Here is a 16,715-nt window from a genome sequence, read left to right as displayed (position 1 = left end):
TCACCGAGGCCATGGGGCAGGTGGCCGCCGGCGTGGCGGTGCTGACGGGCAGGCGCGAGCGGCGCCGGGATCGCGCGGGCCGGCCGCTGCTGGGGGCGGTGCTCGTCGTCGCGGGCGTCGCGGCCACGGCGGTGAGCGCCCGGTCCGGCATCCACTGGGTCGCCGCCTCGTCGCTGCTCACCCAGCTGGGGCTGGTGGCCCTGGTGCCGGTCCTCGTCGCGGTGGTCGGCCGGGTCGCCGCGAGGTTCCCCCTGCCGCTCCGCTTCGCTGCAAGGGACGCCGTACGCAGCAGGGGCCGTACGGTGCCCGCCGTCGCCGCGGTGATGACCACGGTCGTGGTGCTCACCGCGGCGGGCATCGCCTCGCAGACCGCGCTCGCGCAGAGGCCGGCGAAGGAGCGTGACCTGCCGCAGGGCCCGACAGGCTCGTTGCAGGTCACCGGAGCCGATCTGACCCCGCAGTTGTGGGACCGCGTCCGCGCCGCCGTACGGCGGGAACTGCCGGCGGACGTGCCGCTCGTGGAAGGCCGGGCTCTCGCTACGAAGGCCGGCGACCCGCTCGGCGTGAACCTGCCGAACCCACCTGACCTGCCGCGGGATCTTCCGTACCGCACATTCGACGGGGAGGGCGGCGGGCTGCTGGCCGGGGACGAGAGCCTGCTGCGCTACGTGCTCGGACGCGAGGACCCGCGGGCGGTGGCGGCGCTGCGCGCCGGGAAGGCCGTCGTGCTCAATCCCGCGGCCGTTCGCGGGGACGGGATCGAGGTGCGGCTGATGCGCCGGGACGCGACGGCCCTGAGCGACATCGTGTCTCTCTCCCTGCCGGCCGTCGGAGTGCCGCCCACCGGTCAGGGCTGGGCGCGCGCGGTGGTCGCGCCGGAGGTGATCGAGAAGGAGGGATACAGCACCCTCACCTCCGTGCTCGCGGTGAACCCGGCGGACTACCGGACGCCGCAGGCTACGGCGGACCGGATCGCCGCGGCGGTGGAGGGCATCACGTCCCACGCGGCGGTGCGGCTCGAGTCGCGGCGCGGGCCCGCCGACGACTCGGTGGTTCTGCTCGTGCTCGCCGTGGCGGCCGCCGTCCTCGTCCTCGGGATGACGTTCGTCGCGACCGCGCTGGCCGCCGTCGAGTCCCGCCCCGACCTGGAGACCATGGCCGCGGTGGGGGCGGATCCGCGGATAAGACGGGCCGTCGTCGCGGGCCAGGCCCTGGTGATCGCGCTGCTCGGCACCACCGCAGGCGTGCTGGCCGGCCTGCCGCCCGGCATCGCCGCGGCCCTGGTCCCCTCGCGGAGGGACGCCTGGATGCTGGTGCGGCCCGACGGAGTGCCCGTTTTGGTGCGGCCCGAGGAGATGCCCGAGCCCGTGGTCCCCTGGGCTCTCCTCGGCCTGCTCCTCGTGGCGCTCCCCCTGCTGGCCGCGCTCGGCGGTGCCGCGTTCACGCGGTCGCGCCTGCCGCTCCCCCGGCGCAGGGTGACCTGACCCCACGCCGGGGCCGGCCCGCCGTGCGCGCCGCACTCATCCGCCGGCCACCGCTCGTACGGCGGACAGGCAGCGTTCCACGACGGGCCGGGGGGCGAACGCGTAGGTGCCGTCGCCGAACAGCTCGAAGGTCATGAACCCGTCGTACCCGCGCCGGGAGAAGGCGGCGAGATAGTCAGCCAGGGGCAGTTCCCCGTCGCCCCACGCAAGGTGCCCGGCCGGGCTGCCGTCGATGAGGTGCACGTGGCGGACGCGGTCGCCGAGCACGTCGAAGTAGTCGTCGACGCTCTCCCCCGCGACCGCCATGCCGACGGTGTCCAGCACGGCGGCGAGGTTCGGCGCGCCGACCTCGTCCAGCATCCGCTTGAGCGCCCGCGAGTCGTTGAGGAGGTTCGACTCGACCCGCTGCAGCGGTTCGAGCACGACCGTCACCCCGAATCCCTCGGCGTACCCGGCGATCTCGCCGATCGCGTCCGCGGAGCGGCGCCACGCGGCCTCAACGGGCTCGTCCTCGTATCCCCGGCCCGGCGTGACGAGCAGCAACTCGGCGCCGAGCTCCGCGCACAGCTCCGCCGCGCGACAGAACATCGCGATGCTGGAGGCGCGCAGCCGGGTGTCGGCCGAGGCGATGTTGACCGGATACATCACCTGCTCCGGGGTGAGGCAGCGCACCCGCAGGCCGCGCGACTCGATCCGGCGGCGTACGGCACGGGCCTCGGCGTCGCTCACCTGCGGCACGTGGAAGTGGGGGGCGATGCCCCACAGCTCCACCTCCTCGCGGCCGAGGTCGGCCGCGTCGTCCAGGAACCGGTCGAACGGCAGGTGCTGGTAGGAGAAGTTCGATCCGGTGATCCGGGGGAAGGACATCGGCGCTCCCGTCGTACGCGAAGACTCTGCTGTCATTTGCCGACTCCGTCGGCGAGGCCTTTGACGATGTACCGCTGGCCGAAGAAGAACAGCAGCACCACCGGGACGGCGGCGATCGTCATGCCGGCGAACACGACGGGGAACTCGGTGCCGTGCTTGCTCATCAGGCTCATCAGGCCGACGGGAAGAGTCTGCACGCCGGCGCCGCTGGTGAACACCATGGCGAACAGGTATTCGTTCCAGGCGAACAGGATGTGCAGCAGGACCGTCGAGATGATGATCGGCTTGCACATCGGGAGCGTGATCCGCCAGAACGCGGTCCAGCGCCCGCAGCCGTCCATCTCGGCCGCCTCGTCCACCTCGCGCGGCAGATCCAGCATGTACGCCCGGATGAGGAACGTCGTGAAGGGCACCCGGAAGGCCGTGTAGAGGATGAGCAGCGCCCAGAAGCTGTTGTACAGCCCCATGGCCTGGAACATCTTCACCAGCGGCACCAGCGCCACGCTCGGGGCGAGCATCAGCCCGCCGAGGATCACCCCGGTGACCGCCTTGCCGAACGGGATGTCCACCCGGGCGAGGCCGTACGCCGCCCACGCGCTGACGAACACGGTCGCGACGGTCGACGTGACGGTGACCAGGACACTGGTGGTGAGGTAGTTGCTCACCCCGCGGTTCCATGCCTTCTGGTAGCTGTCGAAGCCCCAGTGGGAGGGCAGCGCGAAGGGGTTCCCGAAGATCTCCGCGTTGGTCTTGAAGCCGTTGAGCAGCATCCACAGCAGCGGATAGATCACCACCACCGCGAGACAGAGCAGGAACGCCCACAGGAGCAGCCGGGCGATCACCCCGAGGAAGCCGAGACGCGTCACCACTCCACCCTTCTCCTGTGCGCGATCCACAGTTGCGCGACGGCGATGGCGAGCGTGACCACGAAGATGACCGTCGCGATCGCGGCCGCGTAGCCGAAGTCGTTGCGGACGAAGCCGCTGCGGTACAGCCAGGTGCCCAGCACCTGGGTGGAGTTGTTCGGCCCGCCGCTGGTCATCACCATGACCTCGTTGAACACCTGGAACGCCCCCGAGATCGTGAGCATGATCAGCACGCCGGTCATCTCGCGGACCAGGGGGACGGTCACGTGGAAGAAGCGGCGGATCGGGCCGGTGCCGTCGAGCGCCGCCGCCTGGTAGATCTCGCGGGGAATGCGCTGGATGGCGACGGCGAACAGCAGGGTCGAGTAGCCGAAGCCCTGCCACTGGCTCATCGCCATGACCGCCGGCATGGCCGTGCCCTCCTCGCCCAGCCAGGCGTGCCGGAGCCCGTCGAGGCCGACCGCCTCCAGCAGGTGGTTCAGCAGCCCGAGGTTCGGCTCGTAGATGAAGTAGAAGAGCAGGCCGGCGACGGTCAGCGAGATCGCGCAGGGGATGAAGTAGATCGCCCGCAGGGCGCGCTGCCACCGCTCGCTGCGCACGCCCTCGATGAGCGCGGCCAGCACCAGCGAGCCGAACACCTGGAAGACGATCGACACCACCGCGAACAGCACGTTGTTGCGCAGCGAGGTCCAGAAGACCGGATCGTCGGCGAGCTTGGCGTAGTTGCCGAGCCCGACGTACTCCTGGCTCCCGCTGAAGATGTCCCACTTGAGCGTGCTGAACCCGAAGTTCTCCACCAGCGGGAAGTACACGAACACCCCGACCAGCGCGAGGGCGGGGACCACCCACGCGAGCCCGGCGGCCCGTCTGCTCATGGCGCGCACCGGCCTGCCCCCGGCTACTTCGCCGCGGCCGAGGCCTGGCGCACGCTCTCGAGCACCTGCTCGGGTGTCTTGCTACCGGTGATCAGCGCCTCGCCACCGGACAGCCACGCGTCGGCGACCTCGGGGACGGTGACCGTGTCGAGCCATGCGGCCAGCTTCGGCGCCTTGTTGACCAGCTCGATGCCCTCGAAGACCGCCTTGCTGGAGGTCTCGGGCGTGACCGCGCCGATGACCGTGCTGGGCTGGCCGTACGGCGGCGCCGAGAGCGTCTGGGCGTTCTTCGTGCTCGTGACGAACTTCATGAAGTCGACGGCGAGCGGGATGCGCGGCGACGCGGCGTTGATGAGATATCCCTCGGGAGACCCCTCGACGATCGTCGCGTCGCCGGCCGCGCCCTGCGGCGCCGGAAGCTGGAAGATGCCGAAGTCGTCGACGGGGAGCTTGCCCTCGGCGGTCTCGTTGTCGAACTCCAGGATCTCCTGGTAGTACATCGCGGACTTGCCGTCGGCGAACGCCTCCTGCGCCGAGGAGTACAGCACGCCGTTGGTGCCGGTCTTGGTGTCGGTGCAGGTGTCGACGAGGGTCTTGAAGCGCGTGAGGGCCTTCACGTAGCCGGGGTCGTCGAGCTTGGCCGTCGCGGGCTTGAGGTCGGCGTCGAAGGTGGCCGTCGGCACGTCGTACGCGAAGAGCTGCTGCATGTAGTGGAGGGCCGGCCAGCCGTCCTTGTTGCCGAAGGAGATCGGCTCGTACCCGGCCTTGCGCAGCGCCGTGCAGCTGTCGATCAGCTCCTCGAACGTCTTGGGCACCTCGACCCCGGCCTTGGCGAACGCGGCCTTGTTGTAGCCCATGAACTTGCCGTTGCCGTACAGCGGGATCCCGTAGTACTTGCCGTCGTAGGCGAAGGCCGACAGCGCCCCCTCGCTGAAGGTCTTGCCCCACTCCGTGCCGGGCCCGATCACCTTGGTCAGGTCCGCCGCGCGGCCGCCGCGGACGAAGTTCTCCGCCCAGGTGCCGGTCCACGTGAAGTAGACGTCCGGCAGGGCGTTCGACGCCGTCAGCGTCTTGGTCTTGTCCTTGATGCTCTGGTCGGTCTCCTGGATGAGCTCGATCTTCACCCCGGGATGGAGCTTCTCGTACTCCGCGGCCAGGTCCTCGAAGTACGGCTCGAGGGGCTCACCGGCGAACTTCGTGAGGATGCTCAACGTGCCCGAGTAGTCGGGGCTGGCGGCGGCGTCCGCCGCGGGAGCCTTGTCCGCCTGGCCGCCGCCGGTGCATCCGGCCAGGGCGAGCACCGACGTTCCGGCGAGTGCCGCGAACGTCGTCAGTGCGCGAGGGCGCATGGGCTTCCTTTCTCTCTCAGGGGGGAGGGAGGACCGCCGGTGCGGGAGCACCTCGGATCCGCCGGGACGCGCCGCCGGCACGACCCACTTGATGACGGGTGACTGTACAGAGCATGTGATACCGGTACCAGACCTGTTCACAAGAATTTTTCCTCCAGCGGCTCCCCAGGACCGCCAGTCGCGACAAAACAGCATGTCACAGGCGTATCTATGACCAAAATCCGTCTCCCTGTTGACGCCTGCCCGTCAGGTGTGCCAGCGTGACCACCGCGTGATACCGGTATCAGGCAGCAGGGCGCCCCGGTCCGCAGGCAATCCCCGAAAGGACGCGATGATGCTCGGATTCAACGAGCCGGAATTCCTCTCCCAGATGGCGAGCGCGGTGGCGCTGCGGCCGCAGATCGAGGAACTGGTCGATCGGCTCGTGGACGAGGGATTCGACAACCTCTACCTGGTCGGCGCCGGCGGCACCTACGCCCAGATGTGGCCGTACGAGCGGCTGGCCCGGCAGCGCTCCACCTTCGACGTGCGCGCGGTGATCGCGGCCGAGCTGATCGCCGCGGGCGAGGCGGCGCTGGGCGAGCGGTCGGTCGCGGTCTTCACCTCGGCCTCCGGCACCACCGACGACACCGTGCGGGCCATCGAGTACTGCAAGGCCAAGGGCGCCCACACGATCGGCATCACCGGCTACCCCGAGTCGCCCGTGGCCCAGAACGTGGACACCGCGCTCCTCACCGAGCCCAAGGCGTGGCCGTTCGACCCGCAGATGCTGCTCCTCACGACCCGGCTGCTGGCCCGGCGGGGCGAGTTCGACGGCTACGAGAAGCTCGCCGCCGAGCTCGACGGCCTGCCGCAGATCCTGCTGGAGGTCGCCAGGCAGACCGAGCCCGTCGCCGAGAAGTTCGCCGACGAGCACAAGGACACGGGCTACTACTTCCTCATCGGCGGCGGCAACCTGTGGTCGTACACCTACCTGTACTCCATGTGCATCCTCGAGGAGATGCAGTGGCTGCACACCACGCGGGTGCACAGCGCGGAGTTCTTCCACGGCTCGCTCGAACTGCTGGAGGAGGACACCAGCGTCATCGTCTTCCAGGGTGAGGACGAGGGGCGGCCGCTGACCGACCGCGCGGCGGCCTTCGCCAAGCGCATCTCCAAGGACGTCACGGTCCTCGACACCAAGGACTATCCGCTCGAGGGGATCAGCCCCGAGTTCCGCGGCCTGCTCGGTCCGCTGGTCATGGACGTGGCGACCGGCCGGCTGAGCAAGCACCTGGAGAGGGTGCGCGACCACTCGCTCGAACTGCGCCGCTACTACCGCGTCATGGACTACTGACGGTCGTCCGTCGCTGATCCCCCGCTCACGGCGCCGCGCCGGCCGCGCGCCCCCAGGGCCCCCGCGTTCCCCGACGCGGGGGCCCGCCTTGAAGGAGAGTCCATGAGAGTCCTCGGTTTCGGCGACAACATCGTCGACCGGTTCCTCGACCGCGGCATCGAGTACCCCGGCGGCAACAGCGTGAACGTGGCCGTCTACGCCCGGCGCCTCGGCGCCGACGCCGCCTACCTGGGCGTGTTCGGCGACGACGACCTCGGCGACTTCATCCGCGCGTCGATCGCCGCGCAGGGGGTCGCCGTCGACCGCTGCGCCGTACGGGCCGGTGAGAGCGGCGTCTCCACCCTGCGCGTCGACGACGGCGACCGGGTCTTCCTCGGCTGGAACGGCGGCGGCGTCACCACCAGGGAGCCGATCGTCCTCGACGACGGCCTCCTCCGGTACGCCGCCTCGTTCGACCTCGTGCACTCCAGCGTGTACTCGGGCAGCGAGAGCGAGCTGCCGAAGCTGGCCCGGCTGGACACGCTGGTGAGCTACGACCTGTCGAGCGAGGACGAGTACCGCACGCCGGAGTACCTCGACCGGGTCTGCCCGCACGCCGATCTCGTCCTGCTGTCGTGCTCGCACCTCGGCGAGGACGCCACGCGGGCCCTCCTGGCCGACGTCGTACGGCGGGGCGCGACGCTCGCGCTGGCCACCAGGGGCGAGGAGGGGGCGATCGCCCACGACGGCCGCGTCACCCTCACCACGACCGCGGTCCGTGTGGAGGACCCCCGGCTGATGGTGGACACGATGGGCTGCGGCGACGCCTTCCTCGCGGGGTTCGCGGTGTCCCTGCTGCGCGCGGGCTGGCGCGCGGGCGCCGCGCCGGACGGCGCCGTGATCGCGACCGCCCTGCGCGACGGCGCGCGGTCGGCCCACGACCAGTGCCTGGTCGAAGGCGCGTTCGGTCACGGGCGGCCGGTGGTCGCTAGCATGTCGCCATCCCGCGATCTCGAGAAGTGAGGGACGCCACCCATGCCAGCTGACCGGGGCCAGACCGCCGGGCGGCCCACGATCTCCGAGGTGGCGGCCGAGGCGGGTGTCGGGCGGGCGACCGCCGCCCGCACGCTCGGCGGGTACGGGCACGTCAGCCCGGAGCTGCGCAAGCGCGTGCTGGAGGCGGCCGAGAAGCTCGGCTACCGCGCCAACGCGCTGGCCCGCAGCATGTCGACCGGCGTCAGCCACACCATCGGCGTGATCGTCGCCGACATCGGCAACCCCTTCTTCGCCGGAGTGGTGCGCGGGATCTGCGACGCCTCCCGCGCCCGCGGCTTCGACACGATCGTCCTGAGCACCTACGAGGAGCTCGACGAGGAGATCGCCGCGATGAACGTGCTGATCGACAAGCGCGTCGACGGAGTCGTCGTCGCCTCGGCCGCGCTGAGCGGCCGGGACGTCGGTCACGTCAAGGAGGCGCTGAAACGGGGCGTCCCGGTCGTCCTCGTCGACCGGGCGGTCCCCTCGCTCGACCTCGACGCGGTCGTCATCGACAACCGCGACGCCGCCCGCGAGGCGGTCGAGCGGCTCATCGCGGCCGGGCACCGGCGGATCGGATTCGTGTGGGGGCCGCCCGTGCCGGAGCCGCCGGCCACCCGGCGCGAGCTGCTGGAGGCGGCGTCCCGCAACCTGTGGACCGACGGCGAGCGCCTGCGCGGCTACCTCGACGCGCTCGACGACGCGCGGATCCCCTTCGATCCCCAGTTGGTGATGGTCGGGCGGAAGATCGAGGAGCGGGTGACCGAGGAGGTCGCGCGCATGCTCGCCCTGCCGGACCGCATCACCGCGCTGTTCTGCACCGAGACCGAGGCGGTGACGGGAGCCCTGCGCGCCCTGCGGGCCGCCGGGCTGTCCTACCCGCGCGACGTCGCCCTCATCGGCTTCGACGACAGCGCCTGGGCGGCGGTCATGGACCCGCCGCTGACGATGATCGAGCAGCCGGTGCACGAGCTCGGCGCCAAGGCCGCCGAGGTCCTCCTCGACATCGTGCGGGGGGCCGAGCCCGGCAGGCGGACCCACACGCTGCGCTCCCGTCTCATCGAGCGCTCCTCGGTCGCCCCTCCACCCCCGTAGGCGGCGGGGCGGTCAGCGGGGGATCAGCTCGGCGGAGCGCTGCTGAGGGAGGCCGGCGAGGCGCCGCTGGCCCTCGGTGAGCAGCGCCGCGATCGGGCCGGGCTCGCGCAGCCGGGTGAGCCGATCGCGGTTGTACTTGCGCAGCCGCGCCGCGCGGCGCTTGCCCGCCGCCGCCTTGAACGCCGCGACGTGCTCGCGGTCGGCCTTGCGCGCGCCGCTCAGCTCGTAGCCGTACGCCGTGAGCCGCTCGCCGAGCACCTCCTCGCACAGCGAGATCTCCCAGGGCTCCAGCCGGGAGGCCCACTTGCCCGAGTGGGCGGTGGTCACCTCCTCGTGGGTGTTGCTGTGCCACACCTTGTGCTTGGGCACGGCCAGTTCGGCCATGTGGCGGGGCTCGCACATCCCCGGGTCGTAGTCCTCGCCGAGGAACACGCACAGCTTCTTCAGCTCGGTCTCCGGGTCGGCGGTGAGGTCCTCGTACCGCAGCTCGTAGAAGCTGTCGGCGGGCAGCTTGCGGGCGTGCCGCCGGCCGAAGTCGATCGCCTCGGCCCAGTTGGCCATGGCGTGCACGGCGTCCGCCTTGTACCAGGGCATCTGCTTGAGCGAGGCCACGCAGTCGCGGCCGTCCCTGACGAGGTGGACGAACTGCGCGTCGGGGAACATCCGCATCAGCATCTCGACGTGCCGGTAGTAGCTGGGCCGCTTGTCGCCCCAGCGCGGCTTGCCGAAGCGCTCGGCGTAGCTCTTGAAGACCATGCCGACGACCGAGCCGAAGCTGCCGGGGCCGAGCATGGCCGCCTGGACGAAATCGGGGCGGCTCAGCCCGAGCTCGTGGAACTTCGTGGTGCGGCCCTCGGCGATCCAGGTCGCCAGCTTGCGCCTGTTGTCGGCCAGCCGCATGTCGCCGTACGCCCGGCGGGAGAAGTAGGCCGGGACGAGGAACCGCGTCTCGGGCGGGACCGCGATGCGCGGATGCGAGTGCAGCATGAGCTGCAGCATGGTTGTGCCGGAGCGCGGGCAGCCGACGACGAAGACAGGTCTGTCCGAATGCATGAGTTCTATCCCCCGTGTTGAGATTTCCGGACGCCAGGCCGCCGCCCTCCCCCGGGCGCGGCTCGTGACGCGGGTCCTACGGCGTCAGGCCGTACGAGCTGATGGATCGGGCCGAGAACGGCCGGTCAGACGAGGATCTTCTCTCTCTCGGCGGCGGTGCGGGGCACCTGGCGCGACGCCAGCCAGACGCGGTAGACCAGGCTCATCTCGAACGCCAGCAGTAGCGCGCCGGCCATGACCGAGACCGGCACCAGGGCCGCGGGTCCGAGCAGCGGGGCCACGACGAAGACCGCGGCGTGGAACTCGATGCCGCTCATGACGTGAGTGCGCACCCGCCGCCGCACCAGGAAGACACGGAACCTGTCGTACCAGGGAAAGCGGGCGTGGAACGCCTTCTGCAGGTCGACCACGGTGGTGGCGGTTTCGTCGGCGACCTGGCCGAACTCCGCGGCGGCCTGCCCCAGCTCGGTTCGCGGCCTGGCCCGCAGGACGCTCTCGGCGAGGACGCACTGCCCCTCCATCCGCGCCTCCAGCAGCGCGCGGGTGGCGTCCTTGACCCGCTTCAGCTGCGGGCCGTTGATGTAGCGGAACAGGTCGAGCACGACGACGCCGACGGCGGCGAGCACCACATCGGCGTCGCCCGTCCGGGCGTACTCCCCGAACCCCAGCCCGAAGGCGCAGCAGACCACCCGCAGCCGGTCGCCGACGTAGTCGAGCCACAGGCCGAAGGGCGTCCCCGTGCCCTTGAGCCTGGCGATCTTCCCGTCCATGCAGTCGACCGTGAAACTGAGATAGAACAGTGCCGCCCCGGCGACGAGCATGCCCTCCGCGAAGGCGGCCGCCGAGGCGAAGCCGATCAGCATGGACAGCCTGGTCAGCCCGTTCGGTGTGATCGATGTGTGGTTAGCCACGAGCAGCGCGAGCCGGCAGGCGAGCGGATCGACCATGAAGACGGTCCACCACGAGTCTCTCGGCTTGCGCGTCGCGAGTATGTCGTCCAGCGTGAAGCCCCCCATGCAGGCAAGAATGACTACAACGGGTAGCCGTTGGCCTGCTCTTCGGTAACAGGCAGGGCATCTCATTGCCGGTTCTTGACCGTCTTCCCCATCTACGTAAACCATCCGCCAATCCGGTCGCCGATCGGTTACAGTCCGTGGTCGAGGGGGAGACCATGCCCGTTGTCACGTTGTACCGGCGGCTGCAGGGGCGGCTGCCGTCATGGGAGCCCGCGCCACGGGCCGCGCTCATCCGGCCGGAGGCGGGTCCGCTGCAGGCCCAGCGCGAGACGCTGGACGTGGTGTGCGCCCTGCTGAACCGGGCGGGCGTGCCGTACTTCTGCGTCCGGCCGCTGCCGAACCGGCCGCCCGTCGTCGCCGTGCCCGAGGACTCGCGCCCGCGCGCGCTCGCCGCACTCGCGGCCGGCGACCACCCGCTGTTCGCGGCGCGGCAGCCGTACGGCAGGCAGGGGTCGCGGGCGCGCCAGGCGGACGCGGGCCGGATGCGCCCGCTGCGGCGCGCGGCGGCGCTGCTCGGCGACGCCAGGGTCGTACGGGTGGCCATGTACTTCGCCAGCCCCTCGCGCACGCTGACACTCGGCCCGGAGAACGGCTGCGACCTGGAGTTCTGGGCCCGGGAGGGCGACGAGCTGGTCGCGCCGAGGCCGAACCCCGCCTGCGACCGCGTGCCCGCCGACGGCCCCTCGGTGGACGGCGGCGAGGAACTGTTCACTCCGCTGGCGTGTGCCGCCCGCCGGGCCCGCTCCTACCGCACCCGGCCCGAGTTCGTCCGGCGACTGCTGGACGACATCGACTTCCCGATCGACGCCGTCTACACCTGGGTGGACGGCGCCGACCCGGCCTGGCGGGCGCGCCGCGACCAGGCCGAGCGCGGCGAGGCGCAGCGCTCCGGCGGCCCGCTGAGCGAGATGGCGACCACGGAGGCGCGTTTCACCAGCAGGGACGAGCTGCGCTACTCGCTGCGCTCGCTGCTGATGTACGCCCCGTGGATCAACCGGGTGTGGATCGTCACCGACGGTCAGACGCCGTCGTGGCTCGACACCACTCACCCCATGGTCACGGTGGTCGACCACAAGGAGATCTTCACCGACCCGTCGGTGCTGCCGGTGTTCAACTCCCACGCCATCGAGACGCAGCTGCACCACATCGACGGGCTCAGCGAGCACTTCCTGTACTTCAACGACGACTTCTTCCTGGGACGGCCGCTGCCGCCCCGGACCTTCTTCGAGGGCAACGGGATCACCCGGTTCTTCCCCAGCACCGTCCACGTGCCCTTCGGGGCGCCGGAGACCGAGGAGTCGCCGGTGCACGCCGCCGGCATGAACAACCGGCGCATCCTGGAGGACCTGACCGGCCGCACGATCACGCAGAAGCTCAAGCACGTGCCGTACGCGCTGCGCCGGTCGCTGATGTACGAGCTGGAGCAGCGGTTCGCGGCGGAGTTCGCGGCCACCGCCCGCAGCAGGTTCCGCACGTCGCGGGACATTTCCGTGGTGTCCTCGCTGGCGCACTACTACGGCTACCTGAGCGGGCGGGCGGTCCCCGGCACGGTCGACTACACCTACGTAGACCTGTCGCTGCCGAAGACGCCCGCCAAGCTCCGCCGCATGCTCGCCCGGCGCAGGCACGACGTGTTCTGTCTCAACGACACCGCGCCCACCACCGTCGAGCAGGACGCCCTGCTGGCGCGTTTCCTGGAGGCCTACTTCCCCACCCCGGCGCCGTTCGAGCGGCGCTGAGAATCAATTTGAATCGCACCGGAAATCAGATAACACCTTCAACCGAAATCACTGTGTGCGAATTGTGATTTCGCCCGGCGCCGTTTCGCGTATCGGTTCTGATTGACTGCGGCTCATCCGTCACCCGTGCTCTGCCCGGGAGTGCCAGTGTCAGTGCCAACGTCGCGACAGCGCACCACCTATCAGCTCGTCGAGGCGGTCGTCGCCCGGCTCGACCAGGACGAACTGCCGCAGCTTCCCCGGCTCTGGGACGCGTACACCCGGCACCCTGACGGCCGGGAGCGCGACAGGGAGCATCTGCTCGGCTCGGGCGTCCTGACGGAGATCTCCGCCTGGGCCCCGATCGTCGTCGCGTTCGTCGGCGGCGCCGTGCTGGACGCGCTGAAAGAGGAGATCACCGAACGCAGCCGGGACGGCATCCGGACACTGTTCGTGTGGCGCCGACGGCGGCGCCAGGCGATGCGGGAGGTGCTCGCCGAACCGCTGCCGCCCTTCGACGACGTGGAACAGGCCCGCATCGCGCGCTCCGTCCGCTCCAAGGCGCTCGCGTTGGGGCTGCCGGAGGACAAGGCGCAGCTTCTGGCCGACGCGGTGTCGGGCGAACTGCTGCGGGAGAGCGCTACCCCTCCCCCGGAGGGGTGATCCGTGGGCACGGCCGACCCGTTCGCCCTGCCCCCGCCGAGCACCGCTCGGCTCCGCCTGCTCTTCCTCACCGTCGCGGCCGGTTCGTTCTTCGCCGGTCACTGGTTCCTGGTGCTGGCGGGGGACGCCTGGCGCGACCAGGCCCTCACCTGCGGCCGGCTCGCCGACGTCCCGGCCTTCCTCGACTGCTCGACCAGGGTCATGCTCGTGCGGTCTCTGGCGCCATGGTCCGGCCCTCTGCTGGTGGCGGCGCCGATGGTCGTGGCCTATGCCCTGGCGCCCCTGGTCATCACCCGGCGGCACCGGGCGGCACCGCTCGCCGACTGGCCCGCGGTCGTCGAGGCGACCGTGCGGGCGGCGGGACTGGCCCGGCGGCCCGTGCTCATGCAGGGCGCGCGCGACCTCCTGCGCGACCGCATGTTCGTGTACGGCCGCCACCCCCGGCACCGGGTCATGCTCTCCGCGTCCGCCGGGTTCTCCCTGTCCGGCAAGCAGGCGAAGCCGGCCGCCGTCGCGATGCTCGCCCACGAGCTCGGCCATCTGCGCAACCGGGACGCCGACAGGTCCTACCTCGCCGTGTTCGCGACCGTCTGCTTCGTCCTGGTGGCGGCCGTGCCGTTGTGCCTGTCGGCCGCCCTCACAATGGACGGCACACCCGCACGAGCGGTCGCCTGGCGGACGGCGGTCGTCACGCTGCTGGTCGCCGGCACCTTCGCGGCGGTCGTCCGGGCCCGCGAGCACGACGCCGACCTGCGCGCCGCCCGATCCCACCCCGACGAGGTGCGTGCCTGGCTGTCCTCCGGGCGGCAGGAGCGGCCGTGGCCGGTGCCGGTCCACCCTTCCCTCGCGTCCCGTCTGCGGATCCTGAACGATCCCGCACCGCACATGCGCGCGTCACCCGGCGAGGCCCTGACCGCCGGCGTCGCCGCCGGCATCGTGGTCACCGAACTGGGAGTGCCTCTGCAGACGGTGCTGCCCATACCGCCGATCGTCGCCTACTGGATCGCCGGGCTGCTGGTCGCGGTGCCGGTCGTCCAGGTCGTCGGGCTGGGGGTCTGGCGGGCGGTCCTGGCCGAGCCCGCGAGACCGGCCGTACGGCCCCGCGTCGCCGCCACCGGGCTCGCGCTCGGGGCGGGGTTCGCGGCCGGCGCCGTCCTGTCCCCGCGGGCGAGCGCCGCGTGGAACCTCTGGCTCACGACCGCGCCCGAAGCCGCGTCGAACCTGACGCCCGACCGGATCCCGCTCGGCACCACGGCATGGCTCCTCGCCGCCGTCCTCCTGCCGGGCACCGCGATCACCTGCTGGCTGGCCCTCGCGGCCCGGGCGTGGCTGCCGGCGCGCGGCCCGTCCGCGTGGCGGCACGCGGCGCCCGTCGCCGTGGCCGTGATCGCGGTCGTGTCCGGCACCTGGTTCGTCGCCGTCCGGCTGGCGGCCGGGGCGGAAGCGCCCGCGGGGCGCCTCGCCTGGCTCGTCATCACGCCGCAGGTGGCGGTCGTCCTGGCCGTCCTCGTGCTGCTGTGCGCGCTCGCCCTCCGGCCGCTGCGGGGCCGCAGGTCGCGGCCGGTCGTCGTCATGGTGCCGGCCGTGCTGCTCGTCACGGCCCTGGCCGGGATGGCGTCGCTCCCCGAGCCGGCGGCCCGGGAGGCCGCGCCGCCTCCCGCGGCCGCGCTGCCCGACGCCGGGCAGGCGGGCGCGATCTGCCTGGGCCTGTTCACCACGGGCACCGCGGCCTTCGGCGATCCCGCGGACCACCCCGCGCGGGCACGGATGGGCGAGCTGCTGCGCGGTTCCGACGACGCGCTGCTGCGGCAGGTCGGGGGCCTGTTCCTGGACAGCGCGGACCGCCGCTCCACCGACCTGGCCGCCGTGGCGTGGACCGCCTTCGTCCGGCGGTGCGACCAGATCAGGCGGTATCCGGCCGGTCCGGTGCCTCAGCCCACCCCGCCCTTCCCCGTCGAAAGCTGGTGATCCCGACATGCGCCTCACCCGAGCCCTCGCTTGTCCGGTGGCCGCGCTCACCCTCGTCGCCGCGCTCCTTCCCGGCGCGGCCCCGGCGGCCGCCCGCCCCGCGCTCTCCTACGGACTGCTCACCACCGCGGACCTGCCCAGGGGGTATGTCGCTTTCCGGCCCGCCTACCAGCCGTACGCCAGGGCGAGCAGGCCTCGGTGCGCCGCGCTGCTCGACGAGCTGGACTTCAGCAGACCCCGGCGGAAGGGCGTCGAGTACGCGTCCGCGGCGTTCACGAAGGGGCAGTTCGGCCCGTGGATCACGGAGACGCTGCGACGCTATCCCAGCGCGAACGCCGCGAAGAAGGACCTGGACGGAGCCCTGAAGACCCTGTCCGGATGTTCGTCGTTCCGCATCTCGTACTCCGGCAAGAAGGCGGCCGAGATCACGGTGACGATCCAGCCCATCGCGATGCCGAAGGTGGGCGGGCAGAGCAGGGCAGTGTGGATCACTGTCACCGACGGGTCGTGGGCGCACGGCGAGGTTCTGGTGCTGGCCAGGACCGGTGACGTGATGATGATCCTCGGTCAGCTCGCCTTCAAGCCGCCCAGCCCGCAGACCGCTGACCGGATCGCCGCCCGCGCCGCCCAGAAGATGGGCGCGGTGGCGGACTGATCACGGTGCCGGTCGGCTCTGCGGCAGGTAGCGGGCGACGAACAGGCCGCGGAAGGTCCAGCGGCCGGCCGGGGCGAACGAACGGGCGACCAGGGCGCGCCGGCGGGCCGGCATCGCGTTCTTGCCGGTATGGCCGACCACCCAGAGCGTGCGCAGGCCGTCGAGCCGGGCGGCGAGCACCCGGGGACCCACCTCGCGGCCCGGGAAGCTGCCGTCCCGCTCGGGTGACCGGGCCAGCGCCACGTCGCGGAGCCTGCCGAAGACCGAGGGGTAGACCACGGCGTATTTCCTGACCTTGGCGGGGACGAACAGCACCCCGTCCCCAGGTCTCGCCTCGGCCGCGAGCAGCGCCATGACCGGCCGGGGATCGTCCTGCCTGCCGTCCGGCCCGCGCGTGGCGAGCTGCCCGGGCACCGACAGGCCGAGCCAGGCGGCCAGCACGGCGGCGGCGAGGCCGGGGGGCAGCGCGGCCAGGCCCGCCCCGGCGAGCAGCGCCGCCGCCGGGACGCAGCAGAAGACGTACCGGAACACGTACACCGGAGTGAGCGTCCAGGAGACCGTGAGCAGCACCAGCGCGGGCACCAGCAGCCACGGCAGCGTCAGCCGGACGAGCGCCCCGTGGCCGCCGGGCAGAGCCACGTGTCCGCCGGGCAGAGCCCCGTGTCCGCCGGGCAGAGCCGCGTGTCGGCTGGGCAGAGGGGCGGGGCCGGTCGCGCCGGGCTCTTCCGCGTGAGGTGCCGCGGGCTCCTCCACGCC

General features: G+C 71.7%; 15 protein-coding genes. 8 read left to right on the top strand and 7 right to left on the bottom strand.

What is annotated here, in order from left to right; all coding sequences use genetic code 11:
• The coding region (locus tag AB0J39_RS30405; RefSeq protein WP_363470976.1) for an FtsX-like permease family protein at window positions 1–1,484 on the top strand (1,484 nt) is incomplete at its 5' end.
• A gap of 36 nt (window positions 1,485–1,520) precedes the next feature.
• Here AB0J39_RS30405 and AB0J39_RS30400 read toward each other — a convergent pair.
• The 4 genes from AB0J39_RS30400 to AB0J39_RS30385 are packed head-to-tail and all read right to left on the bottom strand — an operon-like array spanning window position 1,521 to window position 5,441.
• A complete protein-coding gene (locus AB0J39_RS30400) occupies window positions 1,521–2,387 on the bottom strand; it encodes a TIM barrel protein (protein ID WP_363470973.1) in 867 nt (288 codons plus the stop codon).
• Window positions 2,384–3,217, bottom strand: coding sequence for a carbohydrate ABC transporter permease (locus AB0J39_RS30395; RefSeq protein ID WP_363470970.1), 834 nt, complete (start codon window positions 3,215–3,217; stop codon window positions 2,384–2,386). The genes AB0J39_RS30400 and AB0J39_RS30395 overlap by 4 nt, the downstream gene beginning before the upstream one ends.
• Entirely contained in the window at window positions 3,214–4,092 is an 879-nt protein-coding gene (locus tag AB0J39_RS30390; protein WP_363470968.1) for a sugar ABC transporter permease, read from the bottom strand. The genes AB0J39_RS30395 and AB0J39_RS30390 overlap by 4 nt, the downstream gene beginning before the upstream one ends.
• Window positions 4,093–4,115: 23 nt before the next feature.
• The gene (locus AB0J39_RS30385) at window positions 4,116–5,441 is read right to left on the bottom strand and encodes an ABC transporter substrate-binding protein (protein WP_363470965.1); all 1,326 of its coding nucleotides are present in this window, start codon (window positions 5,439–5,441) and stop codon (window positions 4,116–4,118) included.
• 334 nt (window positions 5,442–5,775) lie between these two features.
• Between AB0J39_RS30385 and AB0J39_RS30380 the strand changes: the two genes are divergently transcribed.
• The 3 genes from AB0J39_RS30380 to AB0J39_RS30370 all read left to right on the top strand — a co-directional run bounded on the left by AB0J39_RS30380 (window position 5,776) and on the right by AB0J39_RS30370 (window position 8,886).
• Window positions 5,776–6,777: an SIS domain-containing protein gene (locus AB0J39_RS30380; protein WP_363470962.1), complete on the top strand. Its 1,002-nt coding sequence runs from the start codon at window positions 5,776–5,778 to the stop codon at window positions 6,775–6,777.
• Between the two features lie 102 nt (window positions 6,778–6,879).
• The gene (locus tag AB0J39_RS30375) at window positions 6,880–7,779 is read left to right on the top strand and encodes a PfkB family carbohydrate kinase (protein ID WP_363470960.1); all 900 of its coding nucleotides are present in this window, start codon (window positions 6,880–6,882) and stop codon (window positions 7,777–7,779) included.
• Between the two features lie 12 nt (window positions 7,780–7,791).
• Window positions 7,792–8,886 (top strand): LacI family DNA-binding transcriptional regulator, encoded by a 1,095-nt coding sequence (locus AB0J39_RS30370; RefSeq protein ID WP_363470957.1) that lies wholly within the window; start codon window positions 7,792–7,794, stop codon window positions 8,884–8,886.
• A gap of 12 nt (window positions 8,887–8,898) precedes the next feature.
• On the opposite strand, the gene AB0J39_RS30365 is transcribed toward AB0J39_RS30370, so the two are convergent.
• Window positions 8,899–9,939 carry a sulfotransferase gene (locus tag AB0J39_RS30365; protein ID WP_363470954.1) on the bottom strand — a complete coding sequence of 347 codons (1,041 nt, stop codon included), beginning with the start codon at window positions 9,937–9,939 and terminating at the stop codon, window positions 8,899–8,901.
• Window positions 9,940–10,064: 125 nt separating this feature from the next.
• Window positions 10,065–10,955, bottom strand: coding sequence for a CDP-alcohol phosphatidyltransferase family protein (locus AB0J39_RS30360; RefSeq protein WP_363470951.1), 891 nt, complete (start codon window positions 10,953–10,955; stop codon window positions 10,065–10,067).
• A 155-nt stretch (window positions 10,956–11,110) separates the two neighbouring features.
• Here AB0J39_RS30360 and AB0J39_RS30355 point away from each other — a divergent pair, with 155 nt between their 5' ends.
• The 4 genes from AB0J39_RS30355 (at window position 11,111) to AB0J39_RS30340 (ending at window position 15,959) form a co-directional block, all read left to right on the top strand.
• The gene (locus AB0J39_RS30355) at window positions 11,111–12,694 is read left to right on the top strand and encodes a stealth family protein (RefSeq protein WP_363470950.1); all 1,584 of its coding nucleotides are present in this window, start codon (window positions 11,111–11,113) and stop codon (window positions 12,692–12,694) included.
• A gap of 147 nt (window positions 12,695–12,841) precedes the next feature.
• Entirely contained in the window at window positions 12,842–13,336 is a 495-nt protein-coding gene (locus AB0J39_RS30350; protein ID WP_363470947.1) for a hypothetical protein, read from the top strand.
• 3 nt (window positions 13,337–13,339) lie between these two features.
• Complete coding sequence (locus AB0J39_RS30345; RefSeq protein ID WP_363470944.1) at window positions 13,340–15,304, top strand: M48 family metalloprotease; 1,965 nt, start codon at window positions 13,340–13,342, stop codon at window positions 15,302–15,304.
• 7 nt (window positions 15,305–15,311) lie between these two features.
• Entirely contained in the window at window positions 15,312–15,959 is a 648-nt protein-coding gene (locus tag AB0J39_RS30340; RefSeq protein WP_363470941.1) for a hypothetical protein, read from the top strand.
• Here the strand turns inward: AB0J39_RS30340 and AB0J39_RS30335 are convergent.
• Window positions 15,960–16,715: hypothetical protein (locus AB0J39_RS30335; protein WP_363470939.1), on the bottom strand; the 756-nt coding region annotated here is incomplete at its 5' end.

Source organism: Microbispora sp. NPDC049633, assembly GCF_040675265.1.
In the GTDB taxonomy this organism is placed as follows: Bacteria; Actinomycetota; Actinomycetes; order Streptosporangiales; family Streptosporangiaceae; genus Microbispora; species Microbispora maris.
Note: the sequence above shows the minus strand (reverse complement) of the source record. Positions and strands in the feature narration are given on the sequence as shown.